At 66.0% G+C, this 15,550-nt stretch carries 15 protein-coding genes and 1 pseudogene; 3 read left to right on the top strand and 13 right to left on the bottom strand.

Features of this window, described 5'->3' with window-relative positions:
* Positions 1-17: 17 nt before the first annotated feature.
* The 11 genes and pseudogenes from FS641_RS18025 to FS641_RS07605 form a co-directional block, all read right to left on the bottom strand.
* A pseudogene (locus FS641_RS18025) lies at positions 18-233 on the bottom strand (DapH/DapD/GlmU-related protein); the annotation flags it as partial.
* A gap of 290 nt (positions 234-523) precedes the next feature.
* On the bottom strand, positions 524-1,402 hold the full coding sequence (locus tag FS641_RS07650; protein WP_144762314.1) for a glycosyltransferase: 879 nt from the start codon (positions 1,400-1,402) through the stop codon (positions 524-526).
* Complete coding sequence (locus tag FS641_RS07645) at positions 1,399-2,079, bottom strand: hypothetical protein (protein ID WP_144762311.1); 681 nt, start codon at positions 2,077-2,079, stop codon at positions 1,399-1,401. Before FS641_RS07645 ends, FS641_RS07650 begins: the two co-directional genes overlap by 4 nt.
* Complete coding sequence (locus tag FS641_RS07640) at positions 2,076-2,975, bottom strand: glycosyltransferase (RefSeq protein WP_186317638.1); 900 nt, start codon at positions 2,973-2,975, stop codon at positions 2,076-2,078. Before FS641_RS07640 ends, FS641_RS07645 begins: the two co-directional genes overlap by 4 nt.
* A 26-nt stretch (positions 2,976-3,001) precedes the next feature.
* Positions 3,002-4,087, bottom strand: coding sequence for a glycosyltransferase (locus FS641_RS07635; RefSeq protein WP_144762305.1), 1,086 nt, complete (start codon positions 4,085-4,087; stop codon positions 3,002-3,004).
* Positions 4,084-5,208, bottom strand: a complete 1,125-nt coding sequence (locus FS641_RS07630; protein ID WP_144762302.1) for a glycosyltransferase — start codon at positions 5,206-5,208, stop codon at positions 4,084-4,086. The genes FS641_RS07635 and FS641_RS07630 overlap by 4 nt, the downstream gene beginning before the upstream one ends.
* Positions 5,183-6,454, bottom strand: coding sequence for an O-antigen ligase (locus FS641_RS07625; protein WP_144762299.1), 1,272 nt, complete (start codon positions 6,452-6,454; stop codon positions 5,183-5,185). The genes FS641_RS07630 and FS641_RS07625 overlap by 26 nt, the downstream gene beginning before the upstream one ends.
* 19 nt (positions 6,455-6,473) lie before the next feature.
* Positions 6,474-7,238 (bottom strand): glycosyltransferase, encoded by a 765-nt coding sequence (locus FS641_RS07620; RefSeq protein WP_144762296.1) that lies wholly within the window; start codon positions 7,236-7,238, stop codon positions 6,474-6,476.
* A 389-nt stretch (positions 7,239-7,627) separates the two neighbouring features.
* Positions 7,628-9,076, bottom strand: a complete 1,449-nt coding sequence (locus FS641_RS07615; protein WP_144762888.1) for a sugar transferase — start codon at positions 9,074-9,076, stop codon at positions 7,628-7,630.
* An 8-nt stretch (positions 9,077-9,084) separates the two neighbouring features.
* Entirely contained in the window at positions 9,085-10,047 is a 963-nt protein-coding gene (locus tag FS641_RS07610; protein WP_144762294.1) for a hypothetical protein, read from the bottom strand.
* An 11-nt stretch (positions 10,048-10,058) separates the two neighbouring features.
* Positions 10,059-11,507, bottom strand: a complete 1,449-nt coding sequence (locus tag FS641_RS07605; protein WP_144762291.1) for a polysaccharide biosynthesis tyrosine autokinase — start codon at positions 11,505-11,507, stop codon at positions 10,059-10,061.
* Between the two features lie 153 nt (positions 11,508-11,660).
* Here FS641_RS07605 and FS641_RS07600 point away from each other — a divergent pair, with 153 nt between their 5' ends.
* Both FS641_RS07600 and FS641_RS07595 read left to right on the top strand, forming a co-directional pair.
* Positions 11,661-12,383: a CPBP family intramembrane glutamic endopeptidase gene (locus tag FS641_RS07600; RefSeq protein ID WP_144762288.1), complete on the top strand. Its 723-nt coding sequence runs from the start codon at positions 11,661-11,663 to the stop codon at positions 12,381-12,383.
* A gap of 114 nt (positions 12,384-12,497) precedes the next feature.
* Positions 12,498-13,805 carry a PP2C family protein-serine/threonine phosphatase gene (locus tag FS641_RS07595; protein ID WP_144762285.1) on the top strand — a complete coding sequence of 436 codons (1,308 nt, stop codon included), beginning with the start codon at positions 12,498-12,500 and terminating at the stop codon, positions 13,803-13,805.
* Between the two features lie 154 nt (positions 13,806-13,959).
* On the opposite strand, the gene FS641_RS07590 is transcribed toward FS641_RS07595, so the two are convergent.
* Complete coding sequence (locus FS641_RS07590; protein ID WP_144762280.1) at positions 13,960-14,289, bottom strand: hypothetical protein; 330 nt, start codon at positions 14,287-14,289, stop codon at positions 13,960-13,962.
* Positions 14,290-14,356: 67 nt separating this feature from the next.
* Positions 14,357-14,686: a hypothetical protein gene (locus FS641_RS07585; protein ID WP_144762277.1), complete on the bottom strand. Its 330-nt coding sequence runs from the start codon at positions 14,684-14,686 to the stop codon at positions 14,357-14,359.
* A gap of 40 nt (positions 14,687-14,726) precedes the next feature.
* Between FS641_RS07585 and FS641_RS07580 the strand changes: the two genes are divergently transcribed.
* A complete protein-coding gene (locus tag FS641_RS07580; RefSeq protein ID WP_186317637.1) occupies positions 14,727-15,548 on the top strand; it encodes a hypothetical protein in 822 nt (273 codons plus the stop codon).
* Positions 15,549-15,550 lie beyond the last annotated feature (2 nt).

Genomic DNA, 15,550 nt, shown 5'->3' with positions numbered 1-15,550 from the left:
AGTCGATATTTCAGCGAACTCGCCCGCTTGCGGATGATCTTGGCGGGCACTCCTCCGACGATCATGCCCGACTCCACGTTCTTGGTTACCACAGCACCAGCGGCCACGACTGCGCCAACGCCGACGACAACACCGGGCAGGATCGTTGCGCGACTTCCGATGTAGGCGTGATCTTCAATCCGGACTTCTCCACCTGTCGCAGCGAACGTGTCTGAATCCGGGTCGTGTTCCATCGTGAAGATCTGCACGTGCCCGCCTATGTTGACGTTGTTCCCCACTCGGATCCCTCGGCGACCGTCGAGGAACACATCGTTACCCACGATCGTGTTACTGCCGATCGCAACGCCCCGAGGATGGTAGAAGACTGTACGCCAGTGCATCGAGCTCCGAGCTCCGATCTGCATGCGAAGGATCCGCCGGTACACGAAAAGTCGAAATTGATGCACCGGTACGCGACCTGCGCAAAAACCCACTAGGTGGATCAGCCCGTGAACATGGTCGTACACCGCTTCTCGAATCTGCATCATCGACTCCGCTTCAACACGTGCTTCGCTCGCGAAGGAAGCGCTCGCAGCTGCTGCACGCGGCGGCGCATCGGTGACTCGTAGCCATACCAGGCGAGCCCGGCGGCTTGGACGATTCGTGCCGCCTCCCGTTGCTCCTCTTCCCATGCTCCTAAGGTGCGAACATCTCGGAGCCGTGCATGCAGCGGGCGGTTCTCAACAAACGTAGCGTCGTCGGTGAACATCGTGAGGGGCGAACGAGGATCATCCATGTGTTCCTCATGAATGAAGGGGAACAGCCATCCATGCTGCGCCCCGCCGCGCGAGCTGCGCACACACCAGTCCGGAAAACTCTCGTGATCTCCTAGTAGTCCGAATCGGTCGATCGTGCGCCTCGGCAACAGGTAGCCGCTCCCCTGCACCCAATTGCTCCGCATGATACGGACACCAGATTGATATCGTGCGACGCGGGCCAGAGATCGTGCTCCGAGGAAGTCCTCCGGGTAGAAACGCCATGCCGCGATCGCGCCCAGTTCTTCAGCCTGATGGGCACGGAGCAATCGGTCGAGCCATCCCTGGTCTTCAACGCAGTCATCGTCAACCTTCGAGACGTACTGTCCCTCGCCTTCGGCCCAGACCCAGTTGGTCGGTCCTCGCAGCCCCGCGTTGAACTCAGAATGGTGGGACCTGAACACCCTGGGATCGTCTCGATACTGATCGAAGACCTGCTGCGTCGTAGGGTCCGAACCGTTGTGCCACAACCAGACGCGCACGTCTCCCTTCGCCGCTTCGAGCAGTGACTCGAGGCTTCTCCGGAAGTAATCGGCGCGTTTATGACTGATCATGAGCACGTCGACGATGGGCGACTCGGTCGCACCGGATGCAGAAATGGGCGTCATCGGCGGGTCCCTCGTTCGTCACTCTTGAGGAAAAGAACGTCTCTGGCAGCAATGATCGCTGCGCGAACGTCCGTCATGGCGCTTCCGCGCGTCAGTCGTCCCTCTCGGATCAGTCGCTTGATCGCTTTCCGTGCCGCAGCCTGCCCCTCCCTGCTCCGCGAGACTCGAGCGAGGAGTGTCAATCCATACGCGAGCTGGTCATCACTCGCCGCCTCATCGCCCCAACGGCCCGGTGTCTGCGCGACCGGCAGCCCGGCGTGCCTCGCTCGCCGCTCCAGGTCCCCAATGAATCCGAACGGCAGGTGCTCGGACAATCCGCCAAGGCGATCCCAGTCAGAGCGTCGGATGGCAAACAACCCGGACGACCTGTCCTCGGCATCACACAACCTAGCCACCTCATCCGCCCATGATCCTGCGCGCCCGCGGCTCGCATGGTCGAGCTGTTTGAGGCAGGCGTCGACCAGAGCGGCGCGTGGCTCAGGTTCAGCACCGATCAACACCACCGATCCCCGTTGCGCCGCCACCACGTCATTAGCGAGGAGCGCGCTTCCGTACCTCTCGAAGCCTGGGAGCTCGTCGAAGCCCGTTCCCTCCCTAGACACAATGTCGAGCCTTGGTGGTGCAGCGGTATCACTGCCAAGGCCATCCTCGACAACCGCGATGTGGAGACTTGTCATGGCCGAGTCACTTCCTCACTCGAAACGGGCGATGCGGCGCCTTCTAGAGTTCCTACGAGCGCGGCGAGGGCCTTGCCAAGCTTCCCGTGATGCTCACGGACGAGCGGGCGTGCCACGATTTTCAAAGTCTCGACCGCACCTGCCCCAATCAGCAAAGTCGTCAGGCGAGCACCGTGCCGCCGGCTCACAACAAGCCGGTTACGAGCCATGTACCTGTGATATCGCCGACTCCGTCCCGCTTCGCCCTCGCCGGAACCGCCTTCGAGGTGCCAGACCACTGCGGAGGGAAGAACAGCCATGTGTAGCCCGAGGCGTGCGGCACGGATCGATAGGTCCACATCCTCCCAGTACAGGAAGAGTCGTTCGTCGAAGCCGCCGAGGCGATCGAAAGTACGCCGGTACATCAATGGTGCAGCACCAGTCATGAACTCTGTCCGGTGGACTTCCCGCTCGCCTGGGCGCACTTCATCTCCGAACCGGAGATGCTGCACGAGCCCACGCTCGATGTCAACAGTCCCACCGTCGAACCAAACGCGGTGCACCTCAGAAGCTCTCCCCTGCACGATCATCGGACTGACGATGGCAAGCCCATCGTTCAGTACTCGCCTGACCTCATCGGGATCCAATGTCAGGACCTCGGTGTCCGGGTTCAGCAGCCAAATCACGTCCTCCGGGTGCCCGACGTCAAGTTTCGCGATGCTGTTCATCGCGGCGCCGAATCCTACGTTCGAGGAGGATCTATGCACGCTGAGGCGACGGTCTGTTGATTGGAGCGCGAGCAGCCGTGCCCACTCCTCGAGGTCGTTCGAGTTGTCCAACACAACGATCTTGCCGCACGCAGAAGGGGGTATCGATTCGATCGACGCCTTGATCAATTCCCAGGAGTAGAAGTTCACCATCCACACCACGAGCTGCGGAGGCCTCATAGCACGTTCTCCTCTCGCGAATACGCTCTGACGAGCGCTCGGAGAGTGGCCGATGGGCTGTAGGAACTTGCGTTCGCGCGCGCGTTCTGCCCCATACGGAGACGCTCGGCAGGGGACGCCGCCAAAGCTTGGAGCGCGGCCCGGGCCCCAGCTCCATCGGAGACGAGGAAGCCGTTCGAGCCATCCGCAATGAGGTCGACATTGCCGATCACATCGGAGGCAATCGAAGGCAGCGCCATCGCCTGCGCCTCGAGCAGCGCGAGCGGCATGCCTTCCCATCGAGACAGCAGGACGAAGACGTCGGCTTGCGCCAACTGCTCAATCACTTCGCTTCCGTCGACCCAGCCGGTCACAATGACTCCGGCTTCCTGGAGCGCCTCGCGAGCCGCAGAGTCACCGTCACCTACCCAAACGAACTCTGCTCGGGAAGGCTCGCTCAATGCGAGCGAAGCGAAACGTTCTGGGGCCTTCTGCGCCGTGATCCGGCCCGTTGTGACGACTCGAAGTGGACGATCCGGATCCCTGGGTACGCGGGCGGCATCAGCGGACTTGATGCGCACAGAGTTCGGTACGACAGCCAACTTCTCGACCGCGGCAAGGCCGAGCGCCACCCGCGATTCAGAAGGCGAGACGAGGATGAGTCGCCTGCAGCCTCGAACTAGAAAGCGTTCCGCCATCCTGAGCAGCATCCGGACAGGCTTCGGCAGGTCCTCGCGCAGGAAGCCGAAGCCGTGCGGTGAATACACGACCTGGCCGCTGAACCCTGTGATCATCGCTCGTGCTCGAACAGCAATCCCCGCCCTCGTCGAATGCGCGTGGACCACGGCGTCGGGATCGTCCTCAATCGCCGCCCGCGCCGTCTTGGCCGCTCTCCAGAGGGCCATCAGACGGGTGCGTCCATGCATCTCTCTGAGGCACACACGAGAGTCGAAGTAGCTGCTCAGGTCGTTCGGAGTGTCGTCCCGCGTCACGTAGAGAACAGTGACTTGCTGGCCCCGCTCCACCTGACCATTTGCGTACCCGACCAGTACATGCAGGACACCGGCCGCCGTAGCGTCTGTTATGTGCACGACGGCGCTCACCGCAGCACGCTCATCCTGCGTCGTCGTCCGAGTTCATCCCGAGCGTCCAGGTAGAGCGCGTAGTAGGCCGCGGCACATTTCGCGATGTCGAAGTGTCGGGTGGCTGCCTCCCGGCCGGCTGCCTGCAGGCTCCGGTACTCCGCTTCCGATCCGCTGAGGACTCGGGTGAGGGCGCGGCCGAGCGCTTCTGGATCTCGGGGAGGGACGAGGAACTCCGGCTTCATCGTCAGACGCCCGCAATCTCCGAGATCAGTCGACACGACCGGAGTGCCGACAGCGAGAGCTTCGATACCGGCCATGGGCAACGCTTCGCCGTAGCTGCTTGCGATGACCAACACGTCAGCTTCCGCGATGATCACCCGTGGCTCGGTGGTCACGCCCAGCAACTTGAGCGACCGCCTCGGTATCTGTTCTTCTTCGATGAGCCGGGTGAGTTCTTGGTTGTCCCAGTTCGTTCCACTGCCCGCGCAGGTGAGGACAGCTTCGGGATGCGCAGACAGGGTCGCCTTGAACGCTCGTAGCAGGTTCGGGTAGTCCTTCATCGGATGCCACCGCGCGAGAGTCAGTATGGATCCCGCCTTCGACCTTCCGGCAACTGCGGCCTCTGGGAGCTCCGTCCCGTTGTCAACCGTCGATAGTCGAGTTCGTGGGTACCCGTATCTGAACCCATAGGCGAGGGCTCCGGCACCGCACGCAACGACTCGTTGTGTGCGGACGCGAGCAAACCAGCCTGCCAACAAGCCGATCATCCGAGACCGCAATGGATCGCTCGTGGTCATGCCCGTCGTGTGCAGCGTGCTCACCAACGCAGCGTTGCGAGGGGATGTGAATATCGTCAGGAGGTCAGCTTGAAGGAGGTGTGAATGCACGACATCCGGGGCGATCCGCCGCAATAACGCACGTAAGCGTCGCACGGCATCGAGCGCACCTACCGATCGCTTCTCGATCCCGAGATGATGCACGTGATGAGCTGCCTGTTCAAGCCTGTCTGAGAGAGCACCTCGACCGAGCAACACGATGACGTGTACCTCATCCGATGCGGCGAAGGCACGAGAGAGTCCCTCGATGAGGGTCTGCGCGCCCCCGGTGTCTGCGTCATTGACCACGAATGCGATGCGCATCAATCTGCCCTCTCATCGGATCGCGACTGGCCAACAACCCCATACAGATCCCAGGTACGGCCCACAACCAAGCAGCCGACTGATAGGAGATCGTCAAGCCACCGACGATGAGCACGATCAGCACCCCAGCGATCGCGGCCACGACTCCGAGATCCTGCCGCACTGCCCTTGCCACGGGTTGCATGAGGATCACCATCATCGCGAGCCCGCCGATGACACCTGTCTCGAGCACGATGCGGCCGAAGGTCGAGAAGAGGTCCGGGATGTCGGAGTGGTAAGTGAGGCCGTCAAGAGAAATGGTGCCGTTTTCGTAGAGCGTCGACGCCGTACCGGTGCCTGTTCCCAGTAGGAACGGCCCGACGTGACCCACGAGGTAACGGAACGCGGCCTCGATCGACGTCAGACGGTCTCCCCAGGAATAGTTGCTCGCCGACGACCGTGATCCGTACAGGCTCAACCCGAGGACGAAGGCGCACACGAGTGCCACCACCAGGAGCATCGCGCGACGCACTCGGATACGCCCGCGATACACCGCAAGTACGAGTAGCAACCCCATCGAAGCGATACCGCTCCCGGAGCTGGACAAGTAGATGGCAATCAGAGAGCCACCCACGAGGAGATAGTCCGCCATCTTGAGTCGCTCCGGTAACAAGATGAGCAGCGCTGCGCAGGCGAGCGCTACGGAACCGGCCATGAAGGACGGCTCCGGAAAAGTAGTGAAGGGCCGACGAACATAGTTGGCGATCTCGAAAGCGTTGTTCGCAACGCTGGCGTAGCCGGGTGTCGAGTAGTATCCGAGGAAGGGAATGCTTCCGCGGTCGAGGAAGACGTACTTCTGTACCACCGCAAGAACAACGGTCAGCCAGAGGCATACTCGAACCACACGCTGCAGGTGAGAGCGGGCCACCCGAGCCGCAACCGCGAACCCTGTCAGTACGACCACATGGAGCGGCCATGCGATGAGCGCCTGGACGTTGATCTCACCAGGCGTTGTCAGGTATCCCGCGAAGGTCGTCGTCGTCGGAATCATGATGAGCAGGAACAGTGGGCCCAGCATGTGCTTCGACTTGGCGGCAGTGGGCAACATTGTCAGTGCGACGATCGAGCTGAGCGGGACGTTGGTGTTGCTTCCGAGCGGTATAGCGAAGTACGGGAGGAAGGTCAGAACGACGAGACTCCATACTTGGAGGATCTGGATACGACTCGGGGACGCGCCTTCATCTGCGGCATTCACCCCGCTTTGCACTACTCCGTACCTCTGGACGCTAACCATCCGTCAACACCGCCTCAATCGTCGCGTCCCATGCGTCTCCGTCTGAGCCAGCTGGGTCTTGACCACTGCGCGATGGGCGCCCCTGCGTGGTCCCGCTTTCCACCACGCTCCGCATGAGCTCCGCAAGAGCTTCCTCGTCCCCTACTCCGAAGAACGAGATGGACGGATAACCCTTTGCCTGGTCCATCAGCGAGGGGAGTTGCGACGACAAGATCCACTTCCCGCGTGCCATCCCCTTCGCGAGCGGACCACTCTGGGCCTCGAATGACGTGTAGGGGATCACAAGAGCGAGCGAAGCGTCGATCTCGTCGGAAAATTCGACGGGCGACATGAACGAGTCCACGATGGCGATGTCTTTTGAATTCGCCGCAAGTCGGCGGAGCTCAGCGAGGTACGGTTCGTCGACACCCTTGCCTCGCACCGACAACCGAACTCCGGCCAGACGCGCGGCACCGATGGCGGTCTCGATGCCTTTGTTGGCTCGGATCTCGCCCAGACACAGGAACGCCGGTGGCCCGACCCTCGTGGCGCGGTCTCCTGACTTCTCCTGGCACCAAAGCCACTCGGCGTAGGAATCAGCAGGCAGATCAGACCACGCCGCAACACGACCCACCTGCGTTGCAAGCAGCCGCTGCTGTGTTCGGCCGTGAACCAGGACCGACGGGAACTTGCGGACGGATCGCAGTCGTATCCAGTCGACGACAGGGTTCGATGAGCGGAGACCGTCATGTTCGACGACGTTGTGCAGAACAAGCACGAGCCTTGTACCCCTGGTCCGACCGAGAACCGACGGGAACGGGTAACGAGGTTCCTCGAAGAGAACCGTGGACGGTCGAACAGCTCGGACGACCCGCATGATCACAGCGTGCTCGCGTACAAGATTGAGGAAGTACCACAGAAGTGAGGCCGGTCCACGTCGCTTCGGAAGTGGCGGTAGGACTTCCCGGATGTCGACGAACTCTCCTGCTCGCTGGGGTAGGTATTCGTGAGCCCCTCTTCGCGTGAGGAGAATCGAGCGCTGCCGCGTCCGCCTGTAGCCCGCGACAGCCAGGTCGAACGCATGCTCGATGTGCCCTCCGCGTGACGTCGGACACACGATGACGATGGGCCCTGCCGCTCCGGCTTGCTGTGAATCCGGTCCGGTCATCAGCGCGCCTCGTTCCCCGGAGACAGAACCGCCCGCACCGTGCGCCACAGGATGACGAGGTCTCCGGTGATCGACCAGTTCTCGACGTAGTAGAGATCAAGCCGGATCGCGTCCTCCCATCCAAGGGACGATCGACCGCCTACTTGCCACAGACCGCTCATACCGGGCTTGAGCAGCAGTCGGCGACGAGCCGCGTCGTCGTACAGCGCCACTTCTCCCTCTCGCTGCGGGCGGGGCCCGACCAAGCTCATGGACCCGAGGAGCACATTGAACAGCTGCGGGAACTCATCGAGCGAGTGACGACGCAGCACATGGCCGATCGAAGTGATCCGTGGATCGTCGTCGAGCTTGAACAACGGGGTGTCCCCCTTGCCTTGTGCGGCGAGGAGCGCAGCCAGTTCGTCGTCGGCGTTGACCCGCATCGACCGGAACTTCAGCATGTCGAAGGGCTGCCCGTTGAGGCCGATGCGCTCCTGCCGGTAGAGGATCGGCCCTGGACTGGTGAACCGTACGGCGAGTGCCAGCGCAACCAGAAGCGGCGACAGAGCGATGATGAGGAGCGACGACCCGACGATGTCGAATGCACGCTTGCGGAAGAGCGTCGATCCGTCGTAGCGCGGCATCTCGACGTGGATGAGTGGCAGACCGGCGACCGGGCGGGTGTGTATTCGCGGCCCGTTGATCTCGGTCAGACTCGGCGCGACGATGAGGTGCTCGCGCCCTCCTTCGAGTTCCCAGCTGAGTTCGCGGACCGCTTGTGCTCCGAGGTCATCCGAGCTCGTCACAGCGACCGTGTCTGCTCCGACACTGCGGAGTGCGACCACCGCGTCCGAGATACGGCCCAGCACGGTGACTCCCGTGGTCCCGAGCTGCTGACCGATCGCGCCGGTGGGGACGCAAGCTCCGACGACTCGGTACCCCTCTTCGGGATGGCGGATCAATTCGCGAGCGATGTGCTCGACGGATGCGCTCGACCCGACGAGGACGACCTGAGCCGAGTATCGCCCGTTCCGCCGCTGAGCGTTGAGCCACTGGCGCCACATCCATCGGGTGAGCACCAGCAGGAGAACGCCGAGCGGGAACGCGATGAATATGTATCCGCGCGCGAGGTCGACCTTCAGGGCGTAAGCCGCGATCGCCACGAATGCGAAGAGACGGATCGCCGAGTCAACGATCCGCCGGTACTCACCAGCTCCGGTGCCGATGTACCGAGGATCACGGGTGTCGTAGAGCGCGAGGACGATCAGCCACGCGACGACGATGATGACCGAGACAGCTGTGTACCCGACGGCCAGGTCTGCGATGGATCCGTCCACGACCCGGCTGTCCAGACCGAACCAGGCGATCTGCACACCGAAGGCCACCCAGATGAGAGCCAGCGCATCCGTGACGACGAGGCGGCGCGCGTAGCTGATCTCCCAGCCGTCTCGGCGCTGGGCGGTTCGCATCGGTACGGTCACCACGACGCCCCGCCGTTCCCCGACACCGCGGTCTCGTCGCCGGCCCACGCCCAGAGCGCCGTGCCGGCCATGTCGATGGCCACGGGGGCCGCGCTCCCCCCGTCGGACCAGCACCCGATCGGCGTGACCGGGGTGCGTGAGGTCACCGCGGTGGCCGGCAGCCGCACGATCTCGACGCCGTCGCAGGTCGAGGACCCGACCCGGGCGAGCGCGTACGTGCTCCCCGCATCGGCGATCGCCAGGATGCCGGTCAGCGGCACGCCGACCCACGCGCCGGTGCCGCTCCGCCACTGGACCTCAGACGCGCAGGCGACGACGGTCGTGTACTGCCCCTGGTAGGCGTCGACAGGATCCGCGCACGGTGCGTCGACGCTGCCGGTGGCGAGCTGCAGCGAGGATCCGCTGATGCCGGCGCCTGCTGCGCCGGCCTTGCCGGCGATCCACGTGTCGCCCCCGTCGGCACTGGTGCGGACGGTCGGGGTGCAGTCCTTGCCGACCCCGGCGAGGATCGAGACGCTGCCCGCGCTGGCGCGCAGCCCCGTGACCGAGCGGACGTCCTCGGCGAGCGGGACCGTGACCCACGTCGCCCCGCCGTCCACGGAGTGCTCCAGCACCGCCTGCGCGGCGGAACAGGACGTACTGGAGGCTCGCCATGCCTCCCGGCTGTCGACTGCGGACAGCAGACGGCGGCCAGACGCGGCGTCCGCCGAACCGGCGGACGCCGATGCGGACGGGGTGGCGGAGGCACCGGGCGTCGCGGGCGCGGTGGGGGCGGGCGTGCTCGTGTAGGTGGGGATCGGACCGGGCTCGCGGTGGTCACCCGGCGCGGTGCGGCCGAGCGCCAGGCTGACCAGCACGACGTCGACGGCGACGAGCACCACGACCACGGCGGCGATCCAGATCAGCGCCGTCCGAGGGCGCAGACGGCCGAGGCGACGGGTCCCTCGGCGATCCTCCATGCCGGTGGCCCTCAGCGCTCGGCGCGGCGCAGGACGCCGGCCTTCTTGCCGACGCCCTTGGGCGGCAGGACGCGGTTCGGCGTCGCGTCGTCCTCGTCGTTGCCGTACCCGTAGCCGTACCCGTAGCGGCCGTAGCCGTAGGCACCAGGGCCCTTGACCGGCATCATCGTGATGACGAACCCGGCGATCGGGGCGCCGACGTTCTCGAGCGAGGCGACCGCCGCGCTGAGCTGGCCCTTGTGGGTCTTGCCGGCGGCGACGGCGAGGATGGCGCCGGAGGCCTTCTTCGCCAGGATCGCCGCGTCGGTGACGGGCAGGAGCGGCGGCGCGTCGAAGAGGACGTAGTCGAACTGCTGCTCGAGCGTGGCGATCAGGTCCTGCATCGCCCGGGAGCCGAGGAGCTCGGACGGGTTCGGCGGGATCGCACCGGACGGCAGCACGACCATGTTGCCGCGACCCCACGGGTGGGCCACGTCCTCCAGGCTGGCCCGGCCGATGAGCACGTCGGTCAGGCCGGCGCTGCCGTCGACGTCCATGTACTGCGCCACACGGGGGCGGCGGAGGTCGGCGTCGATGAGGATCACGCGGAAGCCGGCGCTGTCGAGGGCGATGGCCAGGTTGGCGATCGTGGTGCTCTTGCCCTCGGACTGCACGGACGACGTCATCACGAAGGTCCGGGAGCCGGTGCCGAGATCGAGGAACTGCAGGTTCGTGCGGAGCGTGCGGAAGGACTCGGCGCGGGGGCTGCGCGGGTCGACCTGGACGATGAGCGGTCGCTCGGCGGCCTTGCTGTCGAACGCGATGCCGCCGACGACGGGCTTGTCGCTGAGCTTCTCGACATCGAGCTCGGTGCGGACGCGATTGTCGAGCGTCTCGCGGAGCACCGCGATGCCGACGCCGAGCGCCAGGCCGACCAGCAGGCCGAGCGCGACGTTGACGGGCACGTTCGGGCTGATCGGCGCGCTCGGGACGTCCGCCTGCTTGACGCGGGTGAGCTTGACGGTGCTGGCGCCGTTCGCGTCGGTGGCCTCGATGTCCTGCACGACGTTGGTCAGGCTCTGCGAGGTGGCGTTCGCGATGTCCGCCGCCTGCACGGGGTCGGTGTCGCTGACGGAGATGGCGATCAGGGTCGTGCTGGTCGGTGCCGTCGCCGTGACCATCTTCGCGAGCTGGTCGGCGGTCATGTCGAGCTTGAGCGACGAGATGACGGGCAGGAGCACGATCGGCGTCGACACGAGGTTCGAGTACGTCAGCACGCGCTGCTGCGTGAAGGTGTTGCCCTGGGCGAGGTCACTCGCGCTGCCGGACGTCTCGGTGGAGACGAAGACCTGGGCAGATGCCGAGTACACGGGCTTCTTGAGCAGGGAGAACCCGGCGGCCGCGGCCACGCCGACCAGCGCCAACACGAGGATGAGGACCCATCCCTTGCGCAGCACCGTGATGTAGTCGCGTAGCTCCAAGCGCTGACCTTCCCCGCTCCCGTGCCGATCCTGTGTCCCGTACAGGTGCACCGGTCCTGATCCCAGCGCGTGGCAGGGAAATACTGTCACACGTTTGAGTCAGTCTCGCGGATCACTGCCGAACTCGGCCTTCGTTGGCCTACGGTTGTTGCCATGCTGTCCGAGCCGGCCCCGAACACCGCCGAGCCGGATGCCCGACGTCAGCGCGACCTCGTCGTCCTGGTGATCGCCCTCGGTGCGGCGGTCGTCCTCACCCGGATCGTCGGTGGTGTCACCCGCGCAGGACACGTTCCGTCCCCCGTCCTGCAGGTCCTGGCGGCGGACGCGGCGGTCTGGATCCCGCTCGTCGTGGGCATCGCCTGGGTCCTCCGCGGCACGACGGCGTCGGCGGTCCGGAGTCGGCTGCGGGTCGACCTCGGCGACGTCGTCTTCGCCCTGGGCATCGTGATCGTCTGCCGCGCGGTCGACGTCGCGATGTCGATCAGCTTCACCGGGACGACCGGGCTCACCCCCGCGCCGACCCTCGGTACACCGGACATCGGGCTGCTCGTCGTCGCGGCGATCGGCATCGTGCTCGTCAGCCCCTTCCTCGAGGAGGTGCTGTTCCGCGGGCTCTTCCAACGCCGCCTCGCCGCCGAGCTGACGCCGCGCACGCGCTGGTTGGCGGTGCTCGTGACGGCCGTCGTGTTCGCGGTCCTGCACCTGCTGCTCGGGGCGTCGACCACGACCCTCGGCGGCTTCCAGGTCTTCGTCACCACGTTCCTCCTCGGGCTGCTCACCGGCACCCTGGTCGCGATGACCAACCGGATCGGCGGCGCGATCCTGGCGCACGCCGTCTTCAACGCCGTGGCGGTGGTCGCGACCTGGCCCCGATGACCGTCAGACCCACCCGCTCTGGGGGTGCGTCCACGCCCCGCATCGACCTAGCGTTGATGCGGACGACTCCGAATGACGCTCATGTCCGGAGCTGAGCACCTGGAGGTGGAGCCCATGCGTCGCGGAGAACGCTGGCTGCTCACACCGCTGGTCAAGCAGGTACCGTTCGCCCTGCTCGTCGCCCTGGGATCCGCGCTCTCGCTCGCGCTCCCCCAGCTCACCGTCACCGACGGCAACGCCCTGCTCGCGTCGATCGTGCTGACGCTCGTCGCCACCCTCTGGGCCGCTGCGCTCACGCTCCGCGGGTACTCCGCGTCGACGCTGGCGAACATCGTCCCCGCCATCGACTTCGTGGCGCTCGGCATGATGCGGATCGCAACCGGGTCGTCCACGTCGATCTTCACCGCGATGGTCGTGCTCCCCCTGGTGTGGCTCGCGGCCGAGCAGGTCCGCCGGGCCGTGGCGTACGCGGTGATCGGCGTCGCCGTCGTGATCCTCATGCCGTTCGTGTTCGACTCCGCCGTGACGGACCCGACCCGCGAACTCGTCCGGCTCGGCGTCGTGCTGATCGCCTACGGCATGCTCGCGGTCGTCGTCAACCAGCTCAGCCGGCTGCACGGCGCACAGTTGCGTCGCTCACGCGACCGGGAGGCCGTGGTGCAGGCCGAGATCGAGCGGGCTGCCGAGATCCAGCGTTCACTGCTCCCGCGGGAACTCGGGACGGTGTCCGGGTTCTCGGTGGCCGGGACGTGCCTCCCGGCCAAGAGCGTCGGTGGCGACTTCCTGGACTGGTACGAGACCGACGGCGGCCTGGCGCTGACGCTCGGCGACGTGATGGGCAAGGGCGTGGGTTCGGCGCTGCTCGCCGCCGCGGTGCGCGCGGTGCTGCGCAGCGCGCGCACCGAGCCCGACCCCGCCGCCGCCGTGGAGCGGGCGTCGCAGGGCCTCGCAACCGACCCGGACCGCGCGGAGGCGACCGCCGGGTTCACGACGCTCTTCCACGCGCGCCTCGACGGTGACGTGCTCCGCTGGGTCGACGCCGGGCACGGACTGACGGTCATCGCGCGGCACGACGGCACCGTGGAACGCCTGGCGTCCTCGTCGCTGCCGATCGGCCTCGGGCTCGAGGAGGCGTGGCGGACGAACGAGACCCGACTCGGGCCGGACGACGTCCTCGTCTGCTTCAGCGACGGCGTGCTCGACCTGTTCGGCGGCTCGCTCAACACCGTCGACCGCGTGGCCGAGATCGCCCGCGACGACACCCGGCCGGAGCAGGTCGTGGAGCGCCTGATCACCCTCGCGCGCTCGGTCGAGCAGGAGGACGACGTGACGGTCATCGCGCTGCGGCGAGACCCGGTGCCGGCGGACGACGAGGCCGCCGGGTCGGAGCCGTCGCACACCGGGTACGTGTCGGCGCGCTGACGCGGGTCTTGGGCTGGTGCGCCCTGACGTCCGGCGGGGCACTCGCTGATCTCCGTCGGGGCGCTCGCTGGTGTCCGGCGGGGCGCTCGCCGGTGTCCGGACAGCAGAACGCCCCGCCGGTGTTCGGCGGGGCGTGAGCGGGACGGTCAGTCGGTCAGGACGCGGGGCGCGAGATCGTCGGCAGCACGCGGGCGAGGCGCTCGACCAGTGCGGCCTTGGCTTCCTCGATGGTGCGGTAGTCGCCGACGTACTGGCCGAAGGTGTCGGACACGAAGTAGTGCGTGCCCTGCAGGTCGACGGTGCCGCCGTAGTACCCGCCGTAGTTCGCGGCCCAGAGGCGCGTGTCCGGGCGGGACCAGATGATCCGTGCGTGGTCGACGGTCTCGGGCGTGACGACCTCGGCCTCGATCGCGGTGATGACGTCGATCGTCTCGGTGTCCAGCTTCGCCTCGGTGGTGGGGCGGTGGAACTCGGCGATGCTCATGGTGCCTTCCTCAGGACGTGCGGTGGTGCGGGCGGTGCTGCAGTGCAGGTGGTGCGGACGTGCTGGGTCAGACGACCGGGCGGATGACCGGCGGCAGCATCATGTGCAGCTGATCGGCCAGGTGGCTCTGGGCGTCCTCGAGCGAGGCGAACTCGCCGACGACGAGGCCGAAGGTGTCCGAGGCGACGTATCGGCCGTCGCGCTTGTCGACCGAGCCGCCGAAGTACCCGCCGTAGTTGGCGATCCACTCGCCGGCGTCCTCCTGCGTCCAGGTGAGCTTGGCGCGAGCCGGGCGGGCAGCGCTCTCCATCTCGGCCTCGAGCACGGCGATGGTGTCGACCGTGTCGGTGTCGAGGGTGACCTCACGCTGCGTCTTCGTGCTGGCGGTCGTGCTCATGGCGCTGCTCCTGTCGCGTTCCGGGGTACATCGTGCTGTGGTGCAACCGTATGACGGCGCGACGTCCGCTCGCCAGCGATGCCCGTCGATTCACGGGTTCTGTTCATGCGCACCATCGACTGCTCCCGGATTCACGGGAGAGTGCGTCAGATTTCCGGGGTACACGTCCCCCACCGGGGTACTCGCTCCGTGGACAGTCCACAGAGTCGGGGGATCGGACCTCGCGCTGTCGGTCCCCCAGAAGGAGGGTCTAACCGGAGGGACGCGCCGGCCGATAGCGTTCTCGGGACGTCGCGCACGTGAAATCGGGGGGATGCGGATGCCGAAGGACAGAACTCACGCGGTCGTGGTCGGGCAAGTACTCGGACGGGTACTCACCAGCGGTGAGAACGACACCTTCGTCGAAGTCTGTGCTCTCCGCCAGGGCTACGGCGTCATCGAGCTCGCTCCGGACGCTGCAGCACTGCTCGAACGCCATGGCACGGCCGCACCGTTCCAGGACGACGAGAACACCCGTCGCCTCGTCGACGCAGGTGTTCTCCTCGCTTTCGCTGCGACGGAACGGATCGACACAGAGGGACTGCGCGTCCTGGCTTCCGGGTCCGCAGACGGCCTCGACGATGCGACGGTCTCCTTCAGGCTCCGTGGCCCGGGCGGACGAACGACCAACGTGAGCGAGACCGTCTACTGGACCTGGGCGTACTCGACGACGTCCGCCTCTGTACGGCAGGCGGCGCAGATCGTCGCGCAGCTCCTCCCGGGCCGCAGTGCGGAAGACATCGTCACGGAGTTCGAAGTCGCCCTGCCGGCGTTGGTGCTCGCGAGCTGCGTGACGCTGGACCGCGCACTCGAAAACGACTGAGC

The sequence above is a fragment of the Curtobacterium sp. 9128 genome (genome assembly GCF_007673775.1).
In the GTDB taxonomy this organism is placed as follows: domain Bacteria; phylum Actinomycetota; class Actinomycetes; order Actinomycetales; family Microbacteriaceae; genus Curtobacterium.
Note: the sequence above shows the minus strand (reverse complement) of the source record. Positions and strands in the feature narration are given on the sequence as shown.

What these genes read in the sequence shown, in the direction of transcription:
- FS641_RS07650 (WP_144762314.1), bottom strand. Translation starts at nt 1,402, where the DNA reads ATGACGCCCATTTCTGCATCCGGTGCGACCGAGTCGCCCATCGTCGAC.
- FS641_RS07645 (WP_144762311.1), bottom strand. Translation starts at nt 2,079, where the DNA reads ATGACAAGTCTCCACATCGCGGTTGTCGAGGATGGCCTTGGCAGTGAT.
- FS641_RS07630 (WP_144762302.1), bottom strand. Translation starts at nt 5,208, where the DNA reads ATGCGCATCGCATTCGTGGTCAATGACGCAGACACCGGGGGCGCGCAG.
- FS641_RS07615 (WP_144762888.1), bottom strand. Translation starts at nt 9,076, where the DNA reads ATGCGAACCGCCCAGCGCCGAGACGGCTGGGAGATCAGCTACGCGCGC.
- FS641_RS07610 (WP_144762294.1), bottom strand. Translation starts at nt 10,047, where the DNA reads ATGGAGGATCGCCGAGGGACCCGTCGCCTCGGCCGTCTGCGCCCTCGG.
- FS641_RS07600 (WP_144762288.1), top strand. Translation starts at nt 11,661, where the DNA reads ATGCTGTCCGAGCCGGCCCCGAACACCGCCGAGCCGGATGCCCGACGT.
- FS641_RS07595 (WP_144762285.1), top strand. Translation starts at nt 12,498, where the DNA reads ATGCGTCGCGGAGAACGCTGGCTGCTCACACCGCTGGTCAAGCAGGTA.
- FS641_RS07590 (WP_144762280.1), bottom strand. Translation starts at nt 14,289, where the DNA reads ATGAGCATCGCCGAGTTCCACCGCCCCACCACCGAGGCGAAGCTGGAC.
- FS641_RS07585 (WP_144762277.1), bottom strand. Translation starts at nt 14,686, where the DNA reads ATGAGCACGACCGCCAGCACGAAGACGCAGCGTGAGGTCACCCTCGAC.